Consider the following 23,621-nt stretch of genomic DNA (forward strand, 5'->3'; position numbering starts at 1 on the left):
TTTTTGTAATTTTTAAGAGTGATAGAGCATTTGGCTGGTCTTTGCTCTGGCGACATTAAATATCTGTGTTAGAATGCCAAATCACGTTTTTAAGCTAGATAATAATATGGAAGTTTTATTGTCAGCTCACTTTAGGGGAACGCGCAGTTTATGACTGATCTGGCATCATCTATTTCGCCAATTAACATCGAAGACGAACTTAAAAATTCTTACCTTGATTACGCCATGAGCGTAATTGTAGGTCGTGCATTACCTGACGTCCGTGACGGTTTAAAACCAGTTCACCGTCGAGTATTGTTCGCAATGAGCGAATTAAAAAACGATTGGAACAAACCATATAAAAAATCCGCTCGTGTCGTTGGTGACGTAATTGGTAAATATCACCCACACGGTGATACTGCTGTATACGATACAATTGTACGTATGGCGCAACCGTTCTCGCTACGCTACACATTGATTGACGGACAAGGAAACTTTGGTTCGGTCGACGGTGACTCTGCAGCGGCGATGCGTTACACCGAAATCCGCATGCAAAAGTTGGCGCATTCATTATTAGCCGACCTTGAAAAAGAAACTGTGGATTTTGTGCCTAACTACGATGGCACAGAGATGATCCCTGCGGTGTTACCAACACGCGTACCGAACTTATTAATCAATGGTTCATCAGGTATTGCGGTCGGTATGGCCACTAACATTCCACCTCACAACTTAACAGAAGTAGTGAAAGGCTGTTTGGCGTTAATCGAAGATCCAAGTTTATCGATTGAACAGTTAATGGAATACATTCCAGGTCCAGATTTTCCAACGGCAGCGTCAATAAACGGTCGCAAAGGCATTATCGATGCTTATCACACTGGCCGTGGTCGCGCGATCATGCGCTCGAAAGCGGAAATTGAAACTGAAGATAATGGTCGTGAACGTATTATTGTTCATGAAATTCCATATCAAGTTAACAAAGCCCGTTTGATTGAAAAAATTGCCGAGCTTGTTAAAGATAAAAAATTAGAAGGTATCAGTGGCCTACGCGATGAGTCTGATAAAGACGGTATGCGTATTGTTATTGAAATCAAACGTGGTGAAGTGGGTGAGGTTGTACTAAACAACTTATATTCTCAAACACAAATGCAGTGTTCTTTTGGTATCAACATGGTGGCATTGACTAACGGTCAGCCTAAATTGTTTAACCTTAAAGAAATGCTTGAGTGTTTTATTCTTCACCGTCGTGAAGTGGTCACGCGCCGTACTGTATTTGAACTGCGTAAAGCCCGTGAACGTGCTCATGTTCTTGAAGCACTAGCCATTGCATTGGCTAACATCGACCCTATTATTGCGCTTATTAAAGCTTCACCTACACCTGCTGAAGCCAAAGCAAAATTGGTTGCACAAGGTTGGGAATTAGGCCATGTACAAGGCATGCTTGAAAAAGCTGGCGATGACGCTGCACGCCCTGAATGGTTAGAGCCTGAGTTCGGTATCCGTGACGGTCAGTACTATTTAACTGAGCAACAAGCCCAAGCGATTTTGGAATTACGTCTGCACCGTTTAACCGGTCTAGAACATGACAAGATTTTAGCTGAATATGAAGAGCTTTTAGTTCTTATTGCAGGTTTGTTATTCATTCTTCGTACTCCATCGCGTCTGATGGAAGTGATTAAAGAAGAACTAGAAGAAATACTTGAGCAATACGGTGACGAACGTCGCACCATTATTAACGCCAACGAAATTGATATGAGTCTTGAAGACTTAATCAATGAAGAAGATGTTGTAGTGACCTTGTCTCACTTAGGTTATGCGAAATACCAAGTGCTGTCAGATTACCAAGCGCAGCGTCGTGGTGGTAAAGGCAAAGCGGCAACTAAAGTAAAAGATGAAGACTTTGTTGAAAAGTTATTGGTGGCAAACACCCATGACACCATCTTGTGCTTCTCTGACTTTGGTAAGATGTACTGGTTAAAAGTGTATCAATTACCATTGGCAAGTCGTACTGCCCGTGGTCGTCCTATTGTTAACTTATTACCACTGTCTGACGGTGAGCACATTACTGCAATCCTACCAGTACGTGAATACGCAGATGATAAATTTATCATCATGGCTACAGCACATGGTACCGTTAAGAAAACAGCATTAACTGCATACAGTAACCCTCGTGCAAATGGCATTATTGCGGTGAACTTAAAAGACGGCGACCAATTAATTGGCGTTGATATTACTGAAGGTAGTGACGACATTATGTTGTTCTCTAATGAAGGTAAAGTGGTTCGCTTTAATGAAAAAGCGCGTGATTCTGAAACCGGTGAAGTGAAGATTGATGCTGAAACTGGCGAAGAAATTATTGCACTGCGCCCTATGGGTCGTACTGCTACCGGTGTTCGTGGTATTAAACTTGATGCTGGCCAAAAAGTGGTGTCGTTAATTGTACCTAAAGGTGACGGTGCTATTTTAACCGTAACTGAAAATGGTTACGGTAAGCGTACTGAGCTGAGTGAATATCCAGCGAAGAGCCGCGGTACTAAAGGCGTGGTATCAATTAAAGTCAGTGAACGTAATGGTGAAGTCGTCGGTGCAGTTCAAGTAGGCACATTTGACGAAATCATGTTGATCAGTAATAAAGGCACCTTAGTGCGTACTCCTGCTGAAGGCGTATCCATTATTGGTCGTAACACTCAAGGTGTGACTATCATCCGTACCGCAGAAGACGAGAAAGTCGTTGGTTTGCAGCGTATTGAAGAAATTCAAACTGAAGAGTTGTTAGACGAAGAAGGCAATGTTATTCCAGTAAGCGATGTTATCGATGCTGAAGCGACAGATGCTGAGTCAACTGACGATGTTGAAGCAACAGATGCAGACGAAGCCAAAACCGGAGATGACGAACAAGAGTAATAGATTACTTTTGTTGTAGATATCCTCGAACGGGCGCCCTTATGGCGCTCGTTTTATTTTACGGAATAAATTTCATCAAAATAGGTAAATAAAGGCCTATTCATCAACCCGTAAAATACTTACTATTACGGTTAAATTGTTATTGTCTATATTGATTATTTGTCAAAGGAGTTGTCTGTGAGCGCGATTTATAATTTCTGTGCTGGACCTGCCATGTTACCTCAAGCTGTAATGCAAAAAGCACAACAGGAATTAATTGATTGGAATGGCCTAGGCGTCTCCGTGATGGAAATCAGTCATCGCAGTAAAGAGTTTATTGCGCTGACCGATCAAGCAGAGGTGACATTACGCAAGTTGATGAACATTCCTGCAAATTACCACGTGTTATTTATGCACGGTGGTGGCCGGGCTCAATTTTCTAACGTAGTGAATAACTTTCTTGGCGATAATGGTCAGGCACTTTATTTGGTCAGTGGTCAGTGGTCATCGGCAGCGGTCACTGAAGCGAAGAAATTGGTAAGCGAGCACAATATTGACAGTATCAATATTGTTGAGCAAATCAATGGGCTTCATCAGGTTAAATTGCCGGACTTCACGGCAATCGATAAAGATTATCGTTATGTGCACTATTGCTCAAATGAAACCGTAGATGGTATCGAGATTTTTGAAGAGTTAGACAGTCCATGGCCAATTGTTGCTGATTTATCATCGACCATCATGTCGCATGAAATTGATGTCAGCAAGTACGGTCTTATTTATGCCGGCGCGCAAAAGAACATTGGTCCATCAGGCTTGTCGATTGTCATTGTGCGTGACGATATGCTTAAACTGCCAAGTCTGCCGCAATCATCAGTAATGGATTATCGCGTTGCCGTTGAGTATGGTTCTATGTTTAATACGCCGCCAACGTTTGCTTGGTATTTAGCCTCTGAAGTGTTTGCGTGGTTAGCCGCAAATGGCGGCATAAGTGCGATGGCTGAAGTGAACCAACAAAAAGCTGCGTTACTGTATGCTTGTATCGACAGCAATCCGTTTTATAAAAACGGTGTAGCACCACAAAACCGCTCACGCATGAACGTCACCTTTCAACTAGTGAATGATGCCTTAGACAGTGAGTTTTTAGCCCAAGCGGAGGAGGCTGGGTTAGTGGCGTTAAAAGGTCATCGTATTGTCGGTGGTATGCGTGCCAGTATTTATAACGCCATGCCGCTAGCGGGTGTGCAAGCCTTAGTGGACTTTATGAATAACTTCGCCGTAAAGCACAGTTAATTCGAACCGCTTATTTATTTACCGTAAGATCGGCTTAGTAAAGACAAAAAGCGAATGCCTAACAGCATTCGCTTTTTTTATGCCATCAATAAATGTGTATGTTATCGCTATATTACTGTTCTAACTTCTTGCCACTGGTCTTTCTGGCCTGTGAGTTCTGTTAATTCATCGGCTTTAATTTACAGCGCAGTAAAGTATGACCTAGGCCAATGTTGTCGATATCTTCATCAACATACAGCCCAGCCTCATTGATCATTTTAAGCATGTCTTTACTGTGATACATCCGGCTATTTCCATTGGCTATCGCGGTAAAATACAACGAGGTTGCGTTAACGCAATAGGCGCCCGCTTCGTGTGGCTGTCTGTCCCAATAGGTCTCTAAAATACACAGTTCACTGCCAGGTTTCATCGCAGCCACTGTGCGCTGGAGAATAGTGATGATTTGTTGTTTAGAAAAACAATCTAAAAATTGACTCATCCAATACAAATCACCTCCTTGGTAAAACGGTTTGTTGCTATCAAGCAAATCGGTTTCAAATGGATGAACGCGGTCGGCAACCAAACATGCTTGGGCATTTTTCATTGCCACAGCAAGTTGACCGGGTAAATCCATTATGGTGACGTTGACGTTTTTATTATAGCGGGTGCAGGCAAATGCCCATTTACCGGTATTACCGCCTACATCAATAATATGAGCTGGATCTGACTTGAAAATCAAAGGTAATAAGCTGTCAAAGGCATGATCTGAATAGTAATGATCAAATTCAAACCAGCTTTTTTTAGTTTGTTCAGGTAGCTGGCTTAACCCTGGGTAAATAGTATCCCAATCGCCAAAGTGTTTAAGTCCTATTGCTTTGCCTTGCTTAAGTGAATCATCAAGATCAAACAAGCCTTGATAGCAAACATCATGGACGAAGTTTAGGTTCTTGGCGGCCATATCATCATGGAGTAAGAAATAACCCGTTTTATCGAGTCGATAATGATCATCCTTACACCAAAAAATGCCCATGCTTAATCCCATATCGAGCAATACATGAATGGCATACTCAGACAGTTCAAAATGTTGAATCAGTTGAATTAAGCTAATACCTTCGTCTCCGGCGTCATCAACTTTTGCCAGTAAGCCAAATTGACTTAAGCAACGGGCGACTTGAAAGCTTACGGGTGCGAAAGCTATTTTTTGTGCTTCAAACTTAGCATCAAATGCAGACATTTTTTTGGGAGATTGGTAAAAAGACATTAACCGTATTAACTCAAAGGAAGGAGGTGATATGGGTTTTATAGTAGCAAGATAATGCTAGTAAGGTTTTGAGCTACTTCTAGTTTTTGTTTTTTGATAAATGTATAACAATAGAAGTTGAAGCATAACACTACATTTTGTCTGAGTTTTTTATACAAAACTTTGCCTCAATCAATAATTCGAGCAGGTGTGAGCCCGCCCAAATTATCTTATTTAACTCAGCAAGCCGAATAGAATGGCAGTCATAGATAATAAACCGGTAATGACGACGAATATGTTGCTTACTCGACCGCGGTAGGCTTTTAGTGCCGGTACTTTGTATATCGCATACATTGGCATGAGATACAAAATAGCCGCAATCACTGGGCCACCAAGCGCTTCAATCATACCCAGAATACTTGGATTCATAATCGCCACGCCCCAGGTGGTGATAAACATAAACCCTAAAATAAATTTATCCAGTTTTTTGCTATTTTCTGGCTCGCTGCTATCCGGTAATTGCTTAACAATAATGCCTTTTAACCCTTCTGTGGCACCCATATAGTGACCGAAGAAAGATGAAATAATGGCGATGAAAGCAATGACAGGGGCAAAATAACTGATAAAGCCACTTTCATGCACGTTGGCAAGATAAGACAATATCGGCAAGTTATCGGCTTTAGCTTCTAATAACTGCGCCGGTGTTAACGACAGTACACAAGAGAACACAAACAACATCACAAATCCGACTAACATAATGGCTGTATTGCGGAGGATGACATCGGCTTTATGGGAGGCATTCGCGCCGTGTTCTTTTTTGAGTGAAACCGAGAATTGTGAGATAGCGGGTGAATGGTTAAAGGCAAATACCAACACTGGAATGGTTAACCAGACAGTCCCAAGAAAATTAGTTGTCGAAGGCACAACCATTAATGCATCAAACTTCCAGTCTGGTATGAGGTACAAGGACATAAAAGCAAGGATTGCGACTAACGGATAGACTAATAATCGGGTCACGGAGAGCATAAATTTTTCACCCGCAACCATCACCGACATCATGCCTGAGATTAGCATTCCCGAAAGCAGCCAACGTGGAATACCACTGACTTTATCGATTATTTGCCCGCCAGCTTCCGTCAGTGCAGGCGTACCGTCGAGTAACATTCTTGGCACTTCGGTAAACATGCCTAATTGATTAATAATGAAACTGTCGACAGTATTAGTTATGCCAACGCCATAGATTAATACAATAGGATATATGGCGAGAAAATACAGCCAAGTAATCGCTTTACCTGCTCCAGTACCAAAATGTTCTTCAACGACCTGAGTGATGTCACTGCCAGGAATCGCTGATGAACATAGGAAACGAGATAATCCACGGTGAGCGAGATAGGTCATTGGGCCTATCATGAGTGCCATTAACACTAATGGCCAAAAACCTCCCATTCCCGCATTGATCGGTAAAAATAAAATTCCGGCGCCAACCGCGGTGCCAAACAAGCTCAACATCCAAGTGGTATCCTGGCGTGACCAGCCAGTGGCTGAAACAACGGAGGATACGGGGATCTCTTGTACACTTATGGTTTCATTTTGCATGGCTGACTCGCTTTGTTGATATATTAAATTCAGCGTCAGGCTATCTCTTTTTAAGAAAAATTAAACAGTTACAGAGTCATTATGTTAATAATGTTCATGCAATGGGAGCTGTATCCCGATGAGCGTAAATTAAAAACTACAAGCAGCTTCAATTCATATACAACCATCACCTATAGATTTAACAGTGCTATTACTTTAATAGATACCCGAGAATTAACAGTATTATGCATTAGCCATATTGACTCAATTCGATAAATTGCATTGCTGAGATTTGGCATCACTTGAACCTGCTATTTACAAGGGCAGGTAAGTTAACCTAACTCGGATTGCGGTGTTGGGGAATTATGATGGAATAACAAAATGGCTATTTTTGATAACTGATTTTTATGTCATTTTGAGGGGGTAAGCAGACAATTTGTAGACCTAACATAAACAAGGCCGCATTAAGCGACCTTGTTTATAGCGTAATATTACCAGCTACCCATAATCAAAATGGTATCGGTTATAGCACTGCCGCAATTGATTTCGCTAAATAATCAACATTAGTTTCACTAATACCAGCAATACTGATGCGGCTTGAGCCGACCATGTACACACTGTATTGCTGTTTAAGGGTTGCCACTTGTTCTGGCTTAACACCTAAAAATGAGAACATCCCTTTTTGGCGGGCGATAAAACTAAAGTCACGGTCAACACCATTGGCCGTTAATTGATTGACCAACATTGCCCGGTTACCGTTAATACGGTCGCGCATGACTTTTAGCTCGTCTAACCATTGTTGCTTGAGGGCTGGGGTACCTAAAATGGTTTCAACAATCGCAGCACCATGTGCTGGCGGCATAGAATAAATACAGCGCACTACGTATAACAATACCGATTGGGCAACATCTACAGTTGCACTATCTTTCGCCACAATTGAGCAAGCGCCAATACGTTCGCGGTATAAACCGAAGTTTTTCGAGCAAGAGCTGCATAAAATCATGCTTTCAACTGCTGCAGCCATTTGACGTACGCCATAAGCATCTTCATCTACGCCGTCACCAAAACCTTGATAAGCCATATCAATTAATGGCGTAAAGCCTTGCTTAACCGTAACCTTAACCACTTCATCCCATTGCTCAGTCGTTAAATCCATGCCACTTGGATTATGACAACAAGCATGTAAAAGCACTACGTCATCTTTACCAATGGTATTTAAGGTTGCCAGCATTTGATCAAATTTAAGGGTTTTGCTGTCGTAGTCATAATACGGATAGGTTTTCACCGTAACACCAGCTGCTTCAAATAACCCCGTGTGGTTTGCCCAGGTTGGGTCGCTAACCCATAACACTGCATTAGGATTACAACGCTTAATAAAGTCAGCCGCCACGCGCAGGGCACCAGTTCCGCCAGGGGTTGACACTGTTCGCACTCGGTTAGCCAGTAATGCACTGTGGCTAGCACCAAAAGCTAATTCACCCATAAGTTGGTTAAATGACGCAGAGCCAGTCGGGCCGATGTACACTTTGGTTGTTTCGGTATCTAAACGAATTTTTTCGGCGGCTTTTACACAATCTAGAATAGGTGTATGACCAACAGGATCTTTATATACGCCCACACCTAAATCGACTTTATTTGGGTGGCTGTCTTCGCGGTATTGAGTCAATAGGCCTAAAATCGGATCGGCAGGCATCGCGGTTAATGAATTGAACATGAATTGACCTTCTTATTTAAAATTACAGGCATTAGGGCGAAATAAGCTAACAATATATGCATTATGGTCTTAAGCATAACGTGATTTACATCAATAAAGAACTGCTAAATCAGCTGTGATGGGATATTAGCAAGAGGGTTGTTACAATTTCTGGCAACTAAGCCTGACAGGTGAAATAGCCAATGTTGTGGTCCGATTTGCTAATAAAAAAAGCGATAAAGATAAAATAAATTCAACTTGAGTATAAAAGTCACCTAAAACACAAAATAACGGTTGAATCCTTGCTGACAATCAGTAACGTAGGGCTACGAAGAATTATTTAGTAAATTATTAGCAAACTGTACCGAAAAATTGCCAGTGACATGTATTTTAAGATGTGCACCGATCCGCATCACGTTAACAATGTCACACTTATTTCTCCAGCGAAGCCTTTTACTCATATCTCGGTCGATAGACGTTTAATGAGTGCAACACTAAAGAAGAGTATTAATGAAACAACTGCGTCTAGACCAAATTACTCGCATGAATGGCGAAATTAACATTCCAGGCTCTAAGAGCATTTCAAACCGTGCACTGTTACTCGCAACTTTAGCGCAGGGTAAAACCACTCTGACGAACTTGCTCGACTCTGATGACATTCGCTATATGTTGGCATCATTAAAGCAGTTAGGTGTGCATTACCAGCTGTCTGACAATAATACTGTTTGTGAACTAACCGGTTTAGGTGGCGCTGTTTCATCTGTGGACGCACAGCGTTTATTTCTTGGCAATGCAGGCACTGCAATGCGACCATTATGCGCCGCACTCACATTAGGCCATGGCGAATTTACCTTAACCGGTGAGCCTCGCATGGAGGAGCGCCCAATTGGGGATTTGGTCGATGCGCTGCGTCAATTAGGTGCCGATGTCACGTATCTTAAAAATGACGGTTTTCCACCATTAACCATTAAGGCAACCGGCTTAAATGGCGGTAATGTTGACATTGCCGGTGATTTATCAAGCCAGTTTTTAACCGCATTACTCATGGTCGCGCCACTGACCAAAGACAGCGTCAACATTAATATTAAAGGCGAGCTTGTCTCTAAGCCTTATATTGATATCACCATTGCGCTAATGAAGCTGTTTGGTGTTGAAGTGATCAATCATCAATATCAACGTTTCGAAATTAAGGCCGGTCAACAATATGTCTCACCAGGTAAAGTACTGGTAGAAGGCGACGCTTCATCGGCATCTTACTTCCTCGCGGCAGGCGCTATCCAAGGCGGTGAAGTTAAAGTCACTGGTGTTGGACGCTTAAGTATTCAAGGCGATGTTAAGTTTGCCGATGCGTTAGCCCAAATGGGGGCAGATATCGAGTGGGGCGATGATTTCATTATTGCCAGAAAATCGAGCCTTCGCGCGATAGAAATGGACATGAATCATATCCCTGATGCTGCAATGACCATTGCAACAGCGGCTTTATTTGCCAAGGGCACCACAAAACTGACCAATATATATAACTGGCGTATTAAAGAAACTGACCGCTTAGCGGCCATGGCCACTGAATTACGTAAGGTTGGCGCGACAGTTGAAGAAGGCCATGACTATATTACCATTACACCACCTGCAGAATTAAATACTGCAGCAATTGATACCTATAATGATCATCGTATGGCAATGTGTTTTTCAATGATGGCTTTTGCTGATTGTGGTATCACCATTAACGATCCAGACTGCACATCTAAGACATTTCCAGATTACTTTGCTCAATTTGTACAGCTAGCAAAATAATATTACAGCGCGGAATTAAAACGGACCCTTTAGCGCATCAGGTATGTGCTAAAGGGCGATCTTGGTTTTAATAACCGAAAATTCATCAGTAATTAACATTTTTTTGTTATACAATGCGCGCGCTTATTTTGATGAACCCTTTATCTTTTCAAGGAAGATAGATTATTTTCGGAGGAAATTATGTCTGAACGATCTCCAGTGATCACAGTAGATGGCCCAAGCGGTGCAGGGAAAGGGACGATATGCCAATTGTTGGCACAACATTTAGGGTGGCATTTGTTAGACAGTGGTGCGATTTATCGTGTTTTAGCCTTAGCCGCTATTCATCATGATGTTGAGCTAGAAAACGAAGAAGCACTGACCTTATTGGCTGCACACCTTGATGTTCAATTTTTAACGGGCACCGAGGCCGATGCCATTAAAGTGATTCTCGAAGGTGAAGATGTTACCACCACCATTCGAACACAAGAATGCTCAAATGCTGCCTCAAAAGTGGCGGCATTACCACGCGTACGTGAGGCATTATTACGCCGTCAACGTGCATTTTGTGCCGCTCCAGGACTTGTTGCCGACGGACGCGACATGGGCACAGTGGTTTTTTCTAAAGCACCAGTAAAAATATTTTTAACTGCGTCTGCTGAAGAACGTGCGCAAAGACGCTATAATCAGTTGCAGGACAAGGGCTTCGATGTTAAAATCGACCGCCTTTTAGCTGAAATTATTGAACGAGACGACCGTGATATCAATCGCGCCGCTTCGCCTCTAGTTCCAGCTGATGATGCCCTTGTTATTGATACAAGCGGCATAGGTATTGAAGATGTATTGAAGCAAGTACTTGAATACGTTGGGCAAAAAATTACTGTTGCGTAATCGAATGGTCGATTATTGTACAGTAGGTATTCGTGTTAAGGATGACACGAATAATATTACTAGACTCCACATCTAGGATGGATGGTGGTTTATTTAATGAAAGTAACCTAAAACATGACTGAATCTTTTGCTGATCTATTTGAACAATCCCTTCAAACCCTAGAGTTCCGTCCAGGTTCTATCGTCCGTGGTACAGTTGTTGCCATCGAAAACGGTATGGTACTTGTTGACGCTGGTCTTAAGTCTGAAAGCCCAATCAATGCTGACGAATTCAAAAACGCACAAGGCGTTTTAGAAATCCAAGTAGGTGATGAAGTTGACGTAGCCCTTGACTCTGTTGAAGATGGTTTCGGTGAGACTCAATTGTCTCGCGAAAAAGCTAAGCGTCATGAAGCTTGGATCGTTCTAGAAAAAGCGTACGAAGATGCTGAAACTGTAATCGGTATCATCAATGGTAAAGTTAAAGGTGGTTTCACTGTTGAATTAAACGGTATCCGTGCCTTCTTACCAGGTTCTCTAGTTGACGTGCGCCCAGTTCGCGACACCGCTCACTTAGAGTACAAAGAATTAGAATTCAAAGTTATCAAGCTTGACCAGAAGCGCAACAACGTTGTTGTTTCTCGTCGTGCAGTTATCGAATCTGAAAGCAGTGCTGAACGTGATACTCTTCTTGAGAATCTACAAGAAGGTCAAGCTGTTAAAGGTATCGTTAAAAACCTTACTGACTACGGTGCATTCGTAGACTTAGGTGGTGTTGACGGTCTTTTACATATCACTGATATGGCTTGGAAACGTGTTAAGCACCCATCTGAAATCGTTAATGTTGGTGACGAAATCAACGTTAAAGTTCTTAAGTATGACCGTGAACGTACTCGCGTATCACTAGGTCTTAAGCAACTTGGCGAAGATCCATGGTTAGAAATCAGCAAGCGCTACCCAGAAAGCACACGTCTTACTGGTCGCGTAACTAACCTAACTGACTACGGTTGTTTCGTTGAAATCGAAGAAGGTGTTGAAGGTTTAGTACACGTTTCTGAAATGGATTGGACTAACAAGAACATTCACCCATCTAAAGTTGTTAACTTAGGTGATGAAGTTGAAGTGTTAGTACTAGACATCGATGAAGAGCGTCGTCGTATTTCTCTAGGCCTTAAACAGTGTAAAGTTAACCCATGGGATGACTTCGCAACTCGTTACAACAAAGGCGACAAAGTATCTGGTAAGATCAAGTCAATCACTGACTTCGGTATCTTTATCGGTCTTGACGGTGGAATCGATGGTCTTGTTCACTTATCTGACATTTCTTGGAACGGTACTGGCGAAGACGCAGTTTCTGAATACAAGAAAGGCGATGAGATCCACGCTGTAGTTCTTTCAGTAGACCCAGAGCGTGAGCGCATCAGCCTAGGTGTTAAGCAAACTGAAGATGATCCATTCAACGCATACTTAGCTGACAAGAAGAAAGGCACCGTAGTTCACGGTACTGTTTCTGCTGTTGACGCAAAAGGTGTTACAGTTGAATTAGCAGAAACAGTTGAAGGTTACATTCGTGTAGCTGACATCTCTGCAGACCGCATCGAAGACGCATCTACTGTATACTCAGTTGGTGATGCAATCGAAGCTAAGTTCATGGGTGTAGATCGTAAGAACCGTTCTATCAGCTTATCTATCAAAGCGAAAGATGAAGCTGAACAGAAAGAAGCGATTGCTACTTTGAACAAGCAAGACGATGTTGTAATGAGCAGCGCAATGGCTGAAGCCTTTAAAGCAGCTCGTAAGTAATCGAAAATCGTCTGTTGTATGGGGACCTTGTCCCCATTAGGCGACTGTGTTTGGCTTGATAATATGGGATAGCTAAGATGACAAAATCTGAACTTATCGAAAAACTCGCCACTAGGCAGTCGCAACTGTCGGCGAAAGAAGTGGAAAGTGCAATCAAAGAAATGTTGGAGCAAATGGCGACAACATTAGAAACCGGTGATCGTATAGAAATCCGTGGATTTGGTAGTTTTTCACTTCACTATCGTGCGCCTCGTACGGGTCGTAATCCAAAAACAGGAACCTCTGTTGACTTGGAAGGCAAGTATGTACCGCACTTTAAGCCGGGAAAAGAGCTGCGCGAACGTGTCGATGCTGTTAATCCTTGATTAACGCTTGAATAAAAAGCCTCCTATTGGAGGCTTTTTTGTATCTAATGGCAGTCAATGCTGGTCAGCCCAGTAAATTTCTTGGATAATCATTATATTGATGCACCTTCATGGAGAATAGCGTGAGATCATTTATTGTCGTTGTACTGGTTGGATTGATGTTTGTTCTAGCATTATTATTTGGCGCTAAAAATGAACAAGTCGTAACCTTAAGTTACTTTATTGCTGAAGGGCAGTATCGATTGCCTATGGTACTTGCTGTGGTATTTTTCAGCGGGTTTATTATCAGCTGGATATTTGCAAGTTATCACATCGTGAAGTTAAAACTCGCATTGCGTAAAAGTAACAAAGCGCTTAAAAAGCTCACCGCTGCGGATGCAACCAGTGTAGTTGTAACGCCTAAGGATCAAGCCGCCTAGTATGCTAGAAATCTTGTTCTTGTTATTGCCTATCGCTGCCGGTTATGGATGGTACATGGGACGACGCAGTATTCGTCATAGCGATAGCCAGCAGACTAAAAAATTAAGCCGAGATTATTTTACTGGGCTTAACTTTTTACTGTCGAACGAGTCTGACAAAGCGGTTGATTTATTCATCAGCATGCTCGATGTTGACGATGAAACTATCGACACCCATTTATCGTTAGGTTCGTTATTTCGTAAACGTGGTGAAGTGGATCGTTCCATTCGCATCCATCAAAATTTGATTGCTAGGCCCAGCTTAACCAATGAGCAGCGTGACATTGCGATGATGGAGTTAGGTAAAGATTATATGGCTGCAGGTTTTTATGACCGTGCTGAAGAAATCTTTATTAACTTAGTCAGCCAAGATGACCACAGTGAAGAAGCTGAAACACAACTGCTGTTAATCTACCAAGTGACTAAAGAATGGCAAGACGCCATCAATATCACTAAGCGCCTACCTCGTAAACGTCAGCAAGTGCTTAAATGCACCACGGCCCATTTTTATTGTCAGTTAGCTGATGAAGCCAATAATGATGCTGATAAAATCAAAAAACTACAACAAGCCATTAAACAAGACGCCCAATGCGGCCGTGCTTGGTTAACCTTAGCTAAAATGTATCTTGATGCAGGCCAATTTGAGCTATGTAAGCAGGCGCTACAAGAGTTAAAAGTGGCAGATATTAATTTATTTGCCGATGGTGTTTCAATTGCAAAGCAAGTGTATCGAGATACCCAAGATCCAAATGGTTTTCATGAGCTGCTCGCCAAAGCGATTGCTGATGGCGCGGGAGCCAGTGTAGTAGTTGCACTCGCCGAACATAAAATTAGCCTCGGCCAGCATCAAAGTGCTGAAACCATGATGCTCGATAATTTATATCGTCATCCGACCATGAAAGGCTTTCAGCATTTAATGAAATTACACATTAAACAAGCTGAAGATGGTCAAGCCAAACAAAGTCTGTCCATGCTTGAACAACTTGTTGAACAACAAATTAAATTCCGCCCTAGTTATCGCTGTACTGCCTGTGGTTTTCCCTCTCACGGTTTGTATTGGCATTGTCCATCGTGTAAACAGTGGGGCAGTATCAAGCGAATAAAAGGCCTCGATGGCGAATAACGTCGCCATCACAAGATAGAATCCCTATAATAAATGCATTAACACAAGCTATTGCCGCTGGAGTCCTAATGACTGATAAATCCATTGTAGTCGCCCTCGACTATGACAATAAAAATGACGCATTAACCTTTATTGATAAACTTGACCCAGATATGTGTCGTTTAAAAATCGGCAAAGAGATGTTTACGTTATTCGGACCCGATCTGGTTAAAGACATCCACAGTCGTAATTTTGATTTATTTCTTGATTTAAAATTTCATGATATTCCCAATACGGTTGCAAAAGCCGTTGCCGCCGCCGCTGATTTAGGCGTGTGGATGACCAATGTGCATGCAAGTGGCGGCTTAGCCATGATGCAGGCAGCCAAAAAAGCATTGATACCATTTGGTGAAGATGCACCAATATTGATAGCCGTTACCGTATTAACATCGATGTCAGATGAAGATTTAGTATTACTTGGTATTAATGTCCCTGCATTTGAACATGTACTACGTTTAGCCAAATTGACTCATCAAGCAGAGTTAGACGGGGTTGTGTGTTCCGCTCAAGAAGCTAAATTACTTAAATCATCATTTGGACAAGATTTTACCTTAGTCACGCCGGGGATTAGACCCGCAGGCAGTGATGCTGGTGATCAACATCGCGTCATGACACCACCCCAGGCCATTGCGGCAGGGTCAGATTATTTGGTGATTGGTCGACCTATCACTCAAGCAGCCGATCCATTAGCAGCACTTAAAGCTATTTATCAATCATTGCATGTTTGATTTGTTATCGCGCTAACGGCTAAATTGACTGAGTCATGGACTTGGTCAATCTAGTGGCTAAAGGAAACTTATCTACATTAACCAAATCACACAGAAATAAGGGATGACTATGTTTGATGACAAAGGGTTTGATAGAACAGGGTTTGATTACACAGGCAAAAATGTTGTTGTGGTTGGCGGTACATCTGGCATTAACCTTCAAGTAGCCATTCAATTTGCTACTGCTGGTGCCAATGTTGCGGTCGCAAGTCGCAGTATTGATAAGGTTAATGCTGCGGTAGAATTACTGATCCAAGCTAACCCGAACGCCAAACATTTAGGTGTCAGTTTCGATGTACGTGACAACGATGCATTAACGGTTGGTTTTGCAAAAATTGCTGACCTTTACGGTCATATTGATGTGTTAGTGAGTGGCGCAGCGGGTAACTTCCCCGCCAGTGCGGCAAAGCTGTCGAACAATGGCTTTAAATCGGTTATCGATATTGATTTAATTGGCAGTTTTCAAGTATTGAAACAAGCTTATCCATTGTTATCTCGCCCGAATGGCAGCATTATTCAAATTTCCGCACCACAAGCGTATATCGCTATGCCGTTACAAGTGCATGTTTGCGCCGCTAAAGCCGGAGTCGATATGTTGACTCGTACATTAGCGTTAGAGTGGGGTGTTGAAGGGATACGAATTAACTCTATCGTACCTGGTCCAATAGAAGATACCGAAGGCTTTAATCGCTTAGCCCCCAGTGAGGAACTGCAACAACGAGTGGCCAATAGTGTGCCGCTAAAACGCAATGGTAAAGGTCAAGATATTGCTAATGCAGCTTTGTTCCTTGCATCTGACATGGCGTCATACATTACCGGTGTTGTTTTGCCTGTTGATGGTGGTTGGTCATTGGGTGGAGCCAGTATTGCAATGACAGAATTAGGCGACATAGCCGCCAAGCACGGTTTATAAAAATCGATAAATTTAAAGGTAAATACCATGGCAAATGCATTACAAGATCAACTGCTGAAAGCAGGTCTTGCCAGTAAACAAAAAGTACGCGATGCAAAAACACAAAAGCGTCGTGACAAAAAAGCCAAAGTTGATGACGGCAGTTCAGAGCTCAAGCAACAAATTGCTGAGCAAAAGTTGCAACAAGCGAAAAAAGATAAAGCATTGAATGAAAAGCGCTTTGCTGAAGCATCTGAAAAAGGTCAAGTACGTGGTTTAATCAGCGAGTTTTCTAAGTTTGCCATTACCGTAGCCCGTGATGCTGAGCTTAAGTTTAACTTCACCTTAGAAAACAAAATTTATTCGGTTTATATTACCGATAAAATCCAAGCTGATTTACTCAATGGCAGTTTAGGCATAGTCCGTTATGAAGATAAAACCTACATCGTGCCGCATAAGCTCGCAGAACGAGTGAAGTTACTTGTTCCACAATGGTGTGGTTACTTATGGGATAAAGCCGCTAAAGACTCTGTTGAGCAGGTGAGTGGAGCCGATGACCCATATGCAGATTATGCAATTCCAGATGATTTAATGTGGTAGTTGGTTACCATTAACCATTAACCATTAATCATTAATCATTAACAACAAAACGCCTCTAAATAGAGGCGTTTTTGTTTGGTGTTAACCAATACTTTACGAGTCTGCATTAGCCTGTTTTGCCGTTAACGCGATAACTTGCTGACAATAAGCAAGGTGATGGCGGATAGTATCTAAGTATTGTGATGCTTGATTATCGATAAGGTACCAATAACTGGCTGTTTGTGGATACTGATTATAAAACAAAGACTCTGCCATGATGAGATCGCTTTGGTTAGCATAGGTTAACCATTGCACGCTCGGTAAGTTACTCAAGGCGGCTAACAACGCATATTGCACATCAAGATTGTCAGGTTGTTCAGTCGTCACTTGCAAGGCTAAGCGCTGGGCGATTTTAAATTTCGGGTCAGCGTTATCTGGGGTCAACACTTCATTTTGGCGTCGACGAACCGCATCACTCAATAGAACCTCAAACGGATTAATATCAACGGGTTCAGCTTCGTGAAGCAATAGGATAGAGGCATCATCTACAAACAATTCGGGCCACTGAATATTATTACTGGTGAGTTGCAAACCTAATGCAATACGACGCTCACCTAACCAATTATGCACCATGCAAGGCAAATGCTCTGAAGCAGGCATGTCATTGGGTCTCGCTAAAGACGGTAATAAAGACATACGTTTTACATTGACCTGTTTTGCCATCAACGACATTAATAAAATGGTCACCAATCCCGAAGATGGCCAGCAGTTAAGTTGTCCTTCGAGTTTTTCACCCACTTCGGTTAGCAATGAAACTAACTGATTGTCATCTAAACTATTACTGACAACGAAGGCCTGATGCGAACCAGCATAAGGACCATTACAAATGTTAATAACGTTTTCGGCATCATGTTCAGTCCCATTGAAAATAAAAGTATGTCCAATGTCGGCTGGTTGCCAATCGCCATGTGCATTACCAATGACGGTGATCTGTTGATAGTGCTCAGATAGGGAAGATGATGGGGGGATCTCGTCAGTACGTGTATGCATAAAAGTGCTGTTCGCTATGGTTTATTACTAGAGTTTAATATTCGTGTTTAATTCTGTGGCTTAATACTCGGGTTTAATACTCGGGTTTAATACTTGGGTTTGGACCTATTGGGTCATCAAATAAAGTTAAAAAAGACCACAGATCTCAATCAAATAAGCTGCTAACTCATGGATCGTACGGCTAATTGTAACTCATTGGAACCCTATTGGGCTGAGAAACGTAAACTATCGAGATAAAGGCTCGCTCTAGCCGACATTCGTCAAATTATGGTTAGATAATTGCTAAAAAGCTTTTCTTTTTGTAGCGCTTTAGTATAAATTAAAACAACTGTTTTAATTATTTGTTTAAGAGACTCTTATGAACCCATACCAAGCCCCGTTAAAGGACATGCAATTCTTGTTGGAACAGGTATTTGATGCCCAAGCTACATGGGAACAACTTCCAGCTATGGCAGATGTTGTCGACATGGATACTGCATTAGCCATTCTAGATGAAGCGAATAAGATCAGCCGTGATCTGCTTCACCCTTTAAATCGCAGTGGTGATGAGCAAGGTGTGGTTCATAAAGGTAATGACATTATTACTCCTGATGGCTTTAAAGAAGTGTATCAGCAGTTTTCAGAAGGCGGCTGGGTAGGGCTTTGTGGTGAGTCAGATTTTGGTGGCATGGGCATGCCAAAAATGCTTGGCGTGTTAGTGGATGAAATGAATTACAGCTCGTGTAATTCGTTTACGTTATATAACTCACTGACCGCTGGTGCTGCGTTATGTATTAACGCACATGCCAATGAAGAATTAAAACAAACTTATTTACCTAATTTATATTCTGGCCAATGGGCTGGTGCAATGGACATGACTGAGCCACATGCTGGTTCTGATTTAAAAGGTATTCGTACCAAAGCAGAACCGCTTGATGATGGCAGTTATTCTATTACCGGTAACAAGATTTTTATTACCGGCGGCGATCATGACTTAACTGAAAACGTCATTCATTTAGTACTCGCAAAACTTTCAGGCTCGAATGGCATATCATTGTTTGTCGTGCCTAAAATCAGCGTTAATGCCGATGGTAGCTTAGGCGAAGCTAATGGTGTTACGGTGGGTTCTATTGAACACAAAATGGGTCTTAAAGCGTCAGCTACCTGTGTGATGAACTATGATAACGCCAAAGGCTTCTTAGTTGGCGAGCCCGACCGCGGTTTAGTGTGTATGTTCACTATGATGAACTACGAGCGTTTAGCCATTGGTTTACAAGGTCTAGGTAACGCACAAGCGGCTTATCAAATGGCCACAGACTATGCTAAAGATCGCCTACAGGGTGTTGCTGCTGCAGGTTCAGCGACTGGCGCAACGTCCGATCCTATTATTGTGCATGGCGATGTACGCCGCATGTTACTCACTATCCGTGCGATGACGGAAGCGGGCCGAGCATTATCGGTTTATACCGGTAAGCAGTTGGATTTAGCAAAGTATGCCAGTGGCGATGTGCAAGCTAAAGCGGCTAGGTACGTTGGTTTGCTTACACCTGTTTCAAAAGCATTTTTAACCGACCGCGGTTTAGATGCCACGGTTATGGGTCAGCAAGTGTTTGGTGGTCATGGTTATATTCGTGAAACCGGTATCGAGCAATTTGTTCGTGATACCCGTATTGCACAAATATACGAAGGCACTAACGGTATTCAAGCAATCGACTTTTTAGGTCGTAAAATTACTTACGATAATGTCGCCACTTTGACTGAATTTGTTGCTGAAGTGAAGGCAAGTATTGCGCAATTAACTCAGGCTAATGCTGAGCATAAAACTATGGTAAGCCAAGTGTTTGCGGAGTTACTCACAACAGCTAACTACGTCAATGACAACAAGAAAACTCAACCAGCATTAGTTAACGCTTGTGCTGTCGACTTCTTAGATGCCTTTGGTTATGCCTTATACGGTTACTTCTGGCTATTGATGGCTGACAAGGCATCAAGTCATGAAGATGCTAGCTTTGCTGCCCAAAAGCAGTTTGTGGCTGACTTCTATATGGATAAGCTATTATCAAAATCTCAGTATCATTTATCACAAGTTAATCAGGGTGATAAATCGATAATGGCAATGCCTGCAGAAATGTTCTAAGTCTACATTTGCAATGCAACAAGATAATAAGCCTTCCGATGGAAGGCTTATTTGTTTGGCAGCCTTTATATCATCAAGGGTTTAAGCAGCGTTTCAAGCGTTGTGCTAACCAAGGTAAATAACCAACGTTTAATCGCGTTGATCTAGCAAACTATTTTAGCTTTAGCATCGCATAACGTGTTGACTACAGGTTGGGCAATTACTTACTGCGCTTCCAATAGATAAACGCTACAACTGCCACAAGAGCAATGGCGGGTGTTAATTGAATTAAATGGTGAAACAGTCCAACACCACCATGTCCCTCATGCGCCATAGCAATAGATGGAATAGTGGCAAGGATAAAGGCAATTGATAAGTATTTCATGGTGTTGTCCTTGTATTTTTAAGGTTACTCTGGTTATTAGGTTAGGGTATTTCAATATGACGCTTTAATAAAAATTGTGTTATGTGTCCATGACAAGCTGCATTAACATCATGTCTTCACCGTCAATCACGGTGGTTTTATTTGACTGGCAAATGGGGCAAACAATGGTTCGTTCATCTACTTGCGATTGTTGTTCGCATTGATTGCACTGCAACACTAATGGCTGAACATTAATAATTAATCTTGCCTCATGACAAACACTGTCTAATTTAAACGTTTCAAAAGCTGTCGACAGTAAGGTTGGCTCAACGCCACTTAACACCCCAATTTTTAGTTCAACTTGCTCAATTCGTGTGGCTTTATGCAGCTGTGCAAGCGCTTCGCATTGTTCCATTAATGACATCACAATCGAGTATTCATGCATTAACAAATCCTTGGCAGTAATTCACCTTGTGGTAAATCTAAATAGCGACTGCTGCCCCAAGGTGTTTGTAGCACCACTTTGCCAGGATGGCGTTCAGTAACATGGCCAATAATTGCTGCGTGTTCACAATGTCCATAGCGCTGCATAACCTCAATAGCCCCTTCGGCGACATCCATTGGCAATGCCATAATAAAGGTGCCCTCATTGGCTAAATCGAAAGGTTCAAAGCCAAATAACTCACATAAGCCTTTTACTTCATCACAAATAGGAATGCAGGCTTCTTCAACATCAATGCCAATGTTCGAGGCTTTGGCCCACTCATTTAGCACTGCAGATAAACCACCGCGGGTCGCATCTCGCATGGCATGAATATCGATATTTGCCACCAGCAGTTGTTCAACAATCGGCCATAGCGTATCGCAGTCACTGCACAACTCAGATTCAAGTGTTAAGCCATCACGGGCCATTAAAATTGCCGCACCATGACATCCAATGTCACGAGAGACAATAATGGCGTCGCCCACTTGTAAATTACGCACTGAAATATTCGGATGTAAAATACGCCCTACACCAGAGGTATTAATAAATAGCCCGTCAGCACAGCCTTTAGGCACCACTTTAGTGTCGCCGCAAACTATCCGCGCGCCTGATTTATGTAATTCAGCAGCCATGCTATTCACAATAGTGGTTAAGTCATCCAGTGGAAAACCTTCTTCAATAATAAAACTACAGCTTAAATATTCGGGTTGTGCAGCCATCATGGCTAAATCGTTTACCGTGCCGGCAATCGCGAGTTTACCGATATCGCCACCAGCAAAAAATAACGGTGAAACGGTAAAAGAGTCAGTGGTAAAAGCAGTATGACCACACATATTCAGTTTGGCCGCGTCTTCTTGCGAAGTTAAAATCGGATTATCAAAGGCTTTAAAAAACAAATCGTGGATCAATTGATCCATTTCTTTACCGCCACCACCGTGGCTAAGTTGAATCGTCTTTTTAGATGGCATGATTAACTTCTCCATAGCGGTAATAAGCATTACACGCGCCCTCTGAGCTAACCATGCAGCTGCCCAGCGGTGTTTGTGGTGAGCAGCCACGGCCAAACACTTTGCAGTCTTTAGGGTTGGCTAAGCCTCGCAAAATATCGCCACACATACAGGCTTTATGGTCATCAATTTCGGTTGTCGGCAATACTTTTGCATAAATGCGTTCGGCATCGCGATGATGATATTCAGGGCGTAATGTTAGAGCCGAATTGGCAATAGGCCCTAATCCACGCCAGCGAAAGCTGTCGCGGACCATAAAATATTTGTCGACAAGTTGTTGTGCAGCAATATTGCCCTCGTAACTCACTGAGCGGCTGTATTGGTTATCAAGCTCCGCTTTGCCAGCCACTTTTTGGCGTGTGATACGTAAAATGGATTCCATCACATCTACCGGTTCAAACCCAGACACCACAACAGGGGTTTTGTATTGGTCGACAGTTGATTGGTAGATTTGAGCCCCACTAATCACGCTAACGTGAGCAGGACCGATAAAAGCGTTCACTTTACTGCGGCTATCAGACATCACTGCATCAATGGCGGGTGGAACCAGCACATGATTAATATGAAACAAGATATTGTCTATTTTCAGTGCTTCAGCCTGTGCCAGTAAGGCGGCCGTCATGGGCGTCGAGGTTTCAAAACCAATAGCGAAAAAAATCACGGTTTTGTCAGGATTATCTTGGGCAATTTTTAAGGTATCCAATGGATCGTATATAGGCCTAATATCGCAGCCTTTAGCGCGAAACTGCGCCAAGCTGCCCATTGAACCTGGCACTCTGATCATGTCGCCCAAGGTGACTAAAATGGTATCGGCTTGAGAGGCAAGGGTAGCGGCATGGTCAATTCGCTCTTTAGGCATAACGCACACTGGGCAACCCGGACCGTGAATAAAGTGAATATTGTCGGGTAAAAGCTGTAATAAACCGTACTTCATAATGGTATGGGTGTGGCCGCCACACACTTCCATAATGTTAATTTGATCGTCGGTTTTAGCCGCTTGTTGAGCTATCAATTGCGCTAAATGACGAATAGTCTGAGGATCTCGAAACCCTTGATAAAAGTCATTGAGGCTAATCATTGCTCAGACTCCAATTCCATCTCAGCGACAATTTGTTGATATAAATCGAGGCTTTCTTGTGCATCATTGTGGTCAATTTTATTCATCACAAAACCGATGTGAATCAATACAAAGTCGCCTAATGCCAACGGATCGCATATTAAATGACAACTCACACGACGTTTAACACCAAGCGTATCAACAGTGACTGTTGCATCATCATGAATTTCAACTACTTTTGACGGAACTGATAAGCACATAG

The 23,621-nt window shown here is 42.4% G+C and carries 21 protein-coding genes; 12 read left to right on the forward strand and 9 right to left on the reverse strand.

Annotated elements, in window-relative coordinates:
* Nucleotides 1-150 precede the first annotated feature (150 nt).
* Nucleotides 151-2,880, forward strand: a complete 2,730-nt coding sequence (gene gyrA, locus AAEY99_RS15760; protein ID WP_101087081.1) for a DNA gyrase subunit A — start codon at nt 151-153, stop codon at nt 2,878-2,880.
* Between the two features lie 177 nt (nt 2,881-3,057).
* Nucleotides 3,058-4,149 carry a 3-phosphoserine/phosphohydroxythreonine transaminase gene (gene serC / locus AAEY99_RS15765; RefSeq protein ID WP_182743505.1) on the forward strand — a complete coding sequence of 364 codons (1,092 nt, stop codon included), beginning with the start codon at nt 3,058-3,060 and terminating at the stop codon, nt 4,147-4,149.
* Nucleotides 4,150-4,309: 160 nt separating this feature from the next.
* Here serC and AAEY99_RS15770 read toward each other — a convergent pair whose 3' ends face one another.
* From AAEY99_RS15770 to AAEY99_RS15780, 3 genes are all read right to left on the reverse strand, one after another.
* Entirely contained in the window at nt 4,310-5,389 is a 1,080-nt protein-coding gene (locus AAEY99_RS15770; protein WP_351011138.1) for a methyltransferase, read from the reverse strand.
* Between the two features lie 213 nt (nt 5,390-5,602).
* The gene (locus tag AAEY99_RS15775) at nt 5,603-6,964 is read right to left on the reverse strand and encodes an SLC5/6 family protein (RefSeq protein ID WP_351011140.1); all 1,362 of its coding nucleotides are present in this window, start codon (nt 6,962-6,964) and stop codon (nt 5,603-5,605) included.
* Nucleotides 6,965-7,466: 502 nt separating this feature from the next.
* Nucleotides 7,467-8,657, reverse strand: coding sequence for an amino acid aminotransferase (locus AAEY99_RS15780; protein ID WP_101087085.1), 1,191 nt, complete (start codon nt 8,655-8,657; stop codon nt 7,467-7,469).
* 489 nt (nt 8,658-9,146) lie between these two features.
* On the opposite strand from AAEY99_RS15780, the gene aroA reads away from it, so the two are divergent.
* The 9 genes from aroA (at nt 9,147) to AAEY99_RS15825 (ending at nt 17,323) form a co-directional block, all read left to right on the forward strand.
* Complete coding sequence (gene aroA, locus AAEY99_RS15785; protein WP_351011141.1) at nt 9,147-10,427, forward strand: 3-phosphoshikimate 1-carboxyvinyltransferase; 1,281 nt, start codon at nt 9,147-9,149, stop codon at nt 10,425-10,427.
* 180 nt (nt 10,428-10,607) lie between these two features.
* Complete coding sequence (gene cmk, locus AAEY99_RS15790; RefSeq protein WP_101087087.1) at nt 10,608-11,297, forward strand: (d)CMP kinase; 690 nt, start codon at nt 10,608-10,610, stop codon at nt 11,295-11,297.
* A gap of 114 nt (nt 11,298-11,411) precedes the next feature.
* Nucleotides 11,412-13,079, forward strand: a complete 1,668-nt coding sequence (gene rpsA / locus AAEY99_RS15795; protein WP_059743635.1) for a 30S ribosomal protein S1 — start codon at nt 11,412-11,414, stop codon at nt 13,077-13,079.
* A gap of 77 nt (nt 13,080-13,156) precedes the next feature.
* Nucleotides 13,157-13,444 (forward strand): integration host factor subunit beta, encoded by a 288-nt coding sequence (gene ihfB, locus AAEY99_RS15800; RefSeq protein WP_011637578.1) that lies wholly within the window; start codon nt 13,157-13,159, stop codon nt 13,442-13,444.
* A 122-nt stretch (nt 13,445-13,566) separates the two neighbouring features.
* Nucleotides 13,567-13,863, forward strand: coding sequence for a LapA family protein (locus AAEY99_RS15805; RefSeq protein ID WP_162023219.1), 297 nt, complete (start codon nt 13,567-13,569; stop codon nt 13,861-13,863).
* Between the two features lies 1 nt (nt 13,864).
* A complete protein-coding gene (gene lapB, locus AAEY99_RS15810; protein WP_101087089.1) occupies nt 13,865-15,025 on the forward strand; it encodes a lipopolysaccharide assembly protein LapB in 1,161 nt (386 codons plus the stop codon).
* 68 nt (nt 15,026-15,093) lie between these two features.
* Nucleotides 15,094-15,792 carry an orotidine-5'-phosphate decarboxylase gene (gene pyrF, locus AAEY99_RS15815; RefSeq protein WP_335691994.1) on the forward strand — a complete coding sequence of 233 codons (699 nt, stop codon included), beginning with the start codon at nt 15,094-15,096 and terminating at the stop codon, nt 15,790-15,792.
* Nucleotides 15,793-15,901: 109 nt separating this feature from the next.
* Nucleotides 15,902-16,744 (forward strand): SDR family oxidoreductase, encoded by an 843-nt coding sequence (locus AAEY99_RS15820; protein ID WP_182743502.1) that lies wholly within the window; start codon nt 15,902-15,904, stop codon nt 16,742-16,744.
* Nucleotides 16,745-16,771: 27 nt separating this feature from the next.
* Nucleotides 16,772-17,323 (forward strand): DUF2058 domain-containing protein, encoded by a 552-nt coding sequence (locus tag AAEY99_RS15825; RefSeq protein ID WP_101087092.1) that lies wholly within the window; start codon nt 16,772-16,774, stop codon nt 17,321-17,323.
* Between the two features lie 93 nt (nt 17,324-17,416).
* Here the strand turns inward: AAEY99_RS15825 and AAEY99_RS15830 are convergent, their stop codons facing one another.
* Nucleotides 17,417-18,352: a hypothetical protein gene (locus AAEY99_RS15830; RefSeq protein WP_351011144.1), complete on the reverse strand. Its 936-nt coding sequence runs from the start codon at nt 18,350-18,352 to the stop codon at nt 17,417-17,419.
* Nucleotides 18,353-18,710: 358 nt separating this feature from the next.
* Between AAEY99_RS15830 and AAEY99_RS15835 the strand changes: the two genes are divergently transcribed.
* Nucleotides 18,711-20,468: an acyl-CoA dehydrogenase C-terminal domain-containing protein gene (locus tag AAEY99_RS15835; RefSeq protein WP_351011146.1), complete on the forward strand. Its 1,758-nt coding sequence runs from the start codon at nt 18,711-18,713 to the stop codon at nt 20,466-20,468.
* Nucleotides 20,469-20,667: 199 nt separating this feature from the next.
* Here AAEY99_RS15835 and AAEY99_RS15840 read toward each other — a convergent pair whose 3' ends face one another.
* From AAEY99_RS15840 to AAEY99_RS15860, 5 genes are all read right to left on the reverse strand, one after another.
* A complete protein-coding gene (locus tag AAEY99_RS15840) occupies nt 20,668-20,832 on the reverse strand; it encodes a hypothetical protein (RefSeq protein WP_174839639.1) in 165 nt (54 codons plus the stop codon).
* A 79-nt stretch (nt 20,833-20,911) separates the two neighbouring features.
* Nucleotides 20,912-21,256 (reverse strand): hydrogenase maturation nickel metallochaperone HypA/HybF, encoded by a 345-nt coding sequence (locus tag AAEY99_RS15845; protein ID WP_162023214.1) that lies wholly within the window; start codon nt 21,254-21,256, stop codon nt 20,912-20,914.
* Nucleotides 21,256-22,263 carry a hydrogenase expression/formation protein HypE gene (hypE, locus tag AAEY99_RS15850; protein WP_351011148.1) on the reverse strand — a complete coding sequence of 336 codons (1,008 nt, stop codon included), beginning with the start codon at nt 22,261-22,263 and terminating at the stop codon, nt 21,256-21,258. Before hypE ends, AAEY99_RS15845 begins: the two co-directional genes overlap by 1 nt.
* Nucleotides 22,253-23,380, reverse strand: a complete 1,128-nt coding sequence (hypD, locus tag AAEY99_RS15855; protein WP_351011150.1) for a hydrogenase formation protein HypD — start codon at nt 23,378-23,380, stop codon at nt 22,253-22,255. Before hypD ends, hypE begins: the two co-directional genes overlap by 11 nt.
* Nucleotides 23,377-23,619 carry a HypC/HybG/HupF family hydrogenase formation chaperone gene (locus tag AAEY99_RS15860; protein ID WP_011637566.1) on the reverse strand — a complete coding sequence of 81 codons (243 nt, stop codon included), beginning with the start codon at nt 23,617-23,619 and terminating at the stop codon, nt 23,377-23,379. The genes hypD and AAEY99_RS15860 overlap by 4 nt, the downstream gene beginning before the upstream one ends.
* Between the last annotated feature and the right edge of the window lie 2 nt (nt 23,620-23,621).

The sequence above is a fragment of the Shewanella sp. S1-58-MNA-CIBAN-0166 genome (assembly GCF_040310085.1).
Classification (GTDB): domain Bacteria; phylum Pseudomonadota; class Gammaproteobacteria; order Enterobacterales; family Shewanellaceae; genus Shewanella.

Bases quoted from the DNA above. Each gene is read 5' to 3' on its own strand.
- AAEY99_RS15830 (WP_351011144.1), bottom strand. From the start codon at position 18,352: ATGCATACACGTACTGACGAGATCCCCCCATCATCTTCCCTATCTGAG.
- AAEY99_RS15780 (WP_101087085.1), bottom strand. From the start codon at position 8,657: ATGTTCAATTCATTAACCGCGATGCCTGCCGATCCGATTTTAGGCCTA.
- AAEY99_RS15825 (WP_101087092.1), top strand. From the start codon at position 16,772: ATGGCAAATGCATTACAAGATCAACTGCTGAAAGCAGGTCTTGCCAGT.
- aroA (WP_351011141.1), top strand. From the start codon at position 9,147: ATGAAACAACTGCGTCTAGACCAAATTACTCGCATGAATGGCGAAATT.
- hypE (WP_351011148.1), bottom strand. From the start codon at position 22,263: ATGCCATCTAAAAAGACGATTCAACTTAGCCACGGTGGTGGCGGTAAA.
- AAEY99_RS15820 (WP_182743502.1), top strand. From the start codon at position 15,902: ATGTTTGATGACAAAGGGTTTGATAGAACAGGGTTTGATTACACAGGC.
- AAEY99_RS15845 (WP_162023214.1), bottom strand. From the start codon at position 21,256: ATGCATGAATACTCGATTGTGATGTCATTAATGGAACAATGCGAAGCG.
- cmk (WP_101087087.1), top strand. From the start codon at position 10,608: ATGTCTGAACGATCTCCAGTGATCACAGTAGATGGCCCAAGCGGTGCA.
- gyrA (WP_101087081.1), top strand. From the start codon at position 151: ATGACTGATCTGGCATCATCTATTTCGCCAATTAACATCGAAGACGAA.
- AAEY99_RS15770 (WP_351011138.1), bottom strand. From the start codon at position 5,389: ATGTCTTTTTACCAATCTCCCAAAAAAATGTCTGCATTTGATGCTAAG.
- ihfB (WP_011637578.1), top strand. From the start codon at position 13,157: ATGACAAAATCTGAACTTATCGAAAAACTCGCCACTAGGCAGTCGCAA.
- AAEY99_RS15840 (WP_174839639.1), bottom strand. From the start codon at position 20,832: ATGAAATACTTATCAATTGCCTTTATCCTTGCCACTATTCCATCTATT.
- hypD (WP_351011150.1), bottom strand. From the start codon at position 23,380: ATGATTAGCCTCAATGACTTTTATCAAGGGTTTCGAGATCCTCAGACT.
- pyrF (WP_335691994.1), top strand. From the start codon at position 15,094: ATGACTGATAAATCCATTGTAGTCGCCCTCGACTATGACAATAAAAAT.
- AAEY99_RS15835 (WP_351011146.1), top strand. From the start codon at position 18,711: ATGAACCCATACCAAGCCCCGTTAAAGGACATGCAATTCTTGTTGGAA.
- AAEY99_RS15775 (WP_351011140.1), bottom strand. From the start codon at position 6,964: ATGCAAAATGAAACCATAAGTGTACAAGAGATCCCCGTATCCTCCGTT.
- rpsA (WP_059743635.1), top strand. From the start codon at position 11,412: ATGACTGAATCTTTTGCTGATCTATTTGAACAATCCCTTCAAACCCTA.
- lapB (WP_101087089.1), top strand. From the start codon at position 13,865: ATGCTAGAAATCTTGTTCTTGTTATTGCCTATCGCTGCCGGTTATGGA.
- AAEY99_RS15860 (WP_011637566.1), bottom strand. From the start codon at position 23,619: ATGTGCTTATCAGTTCCGTCAAAAGTAGTTGAAATTCATGATGATGCA.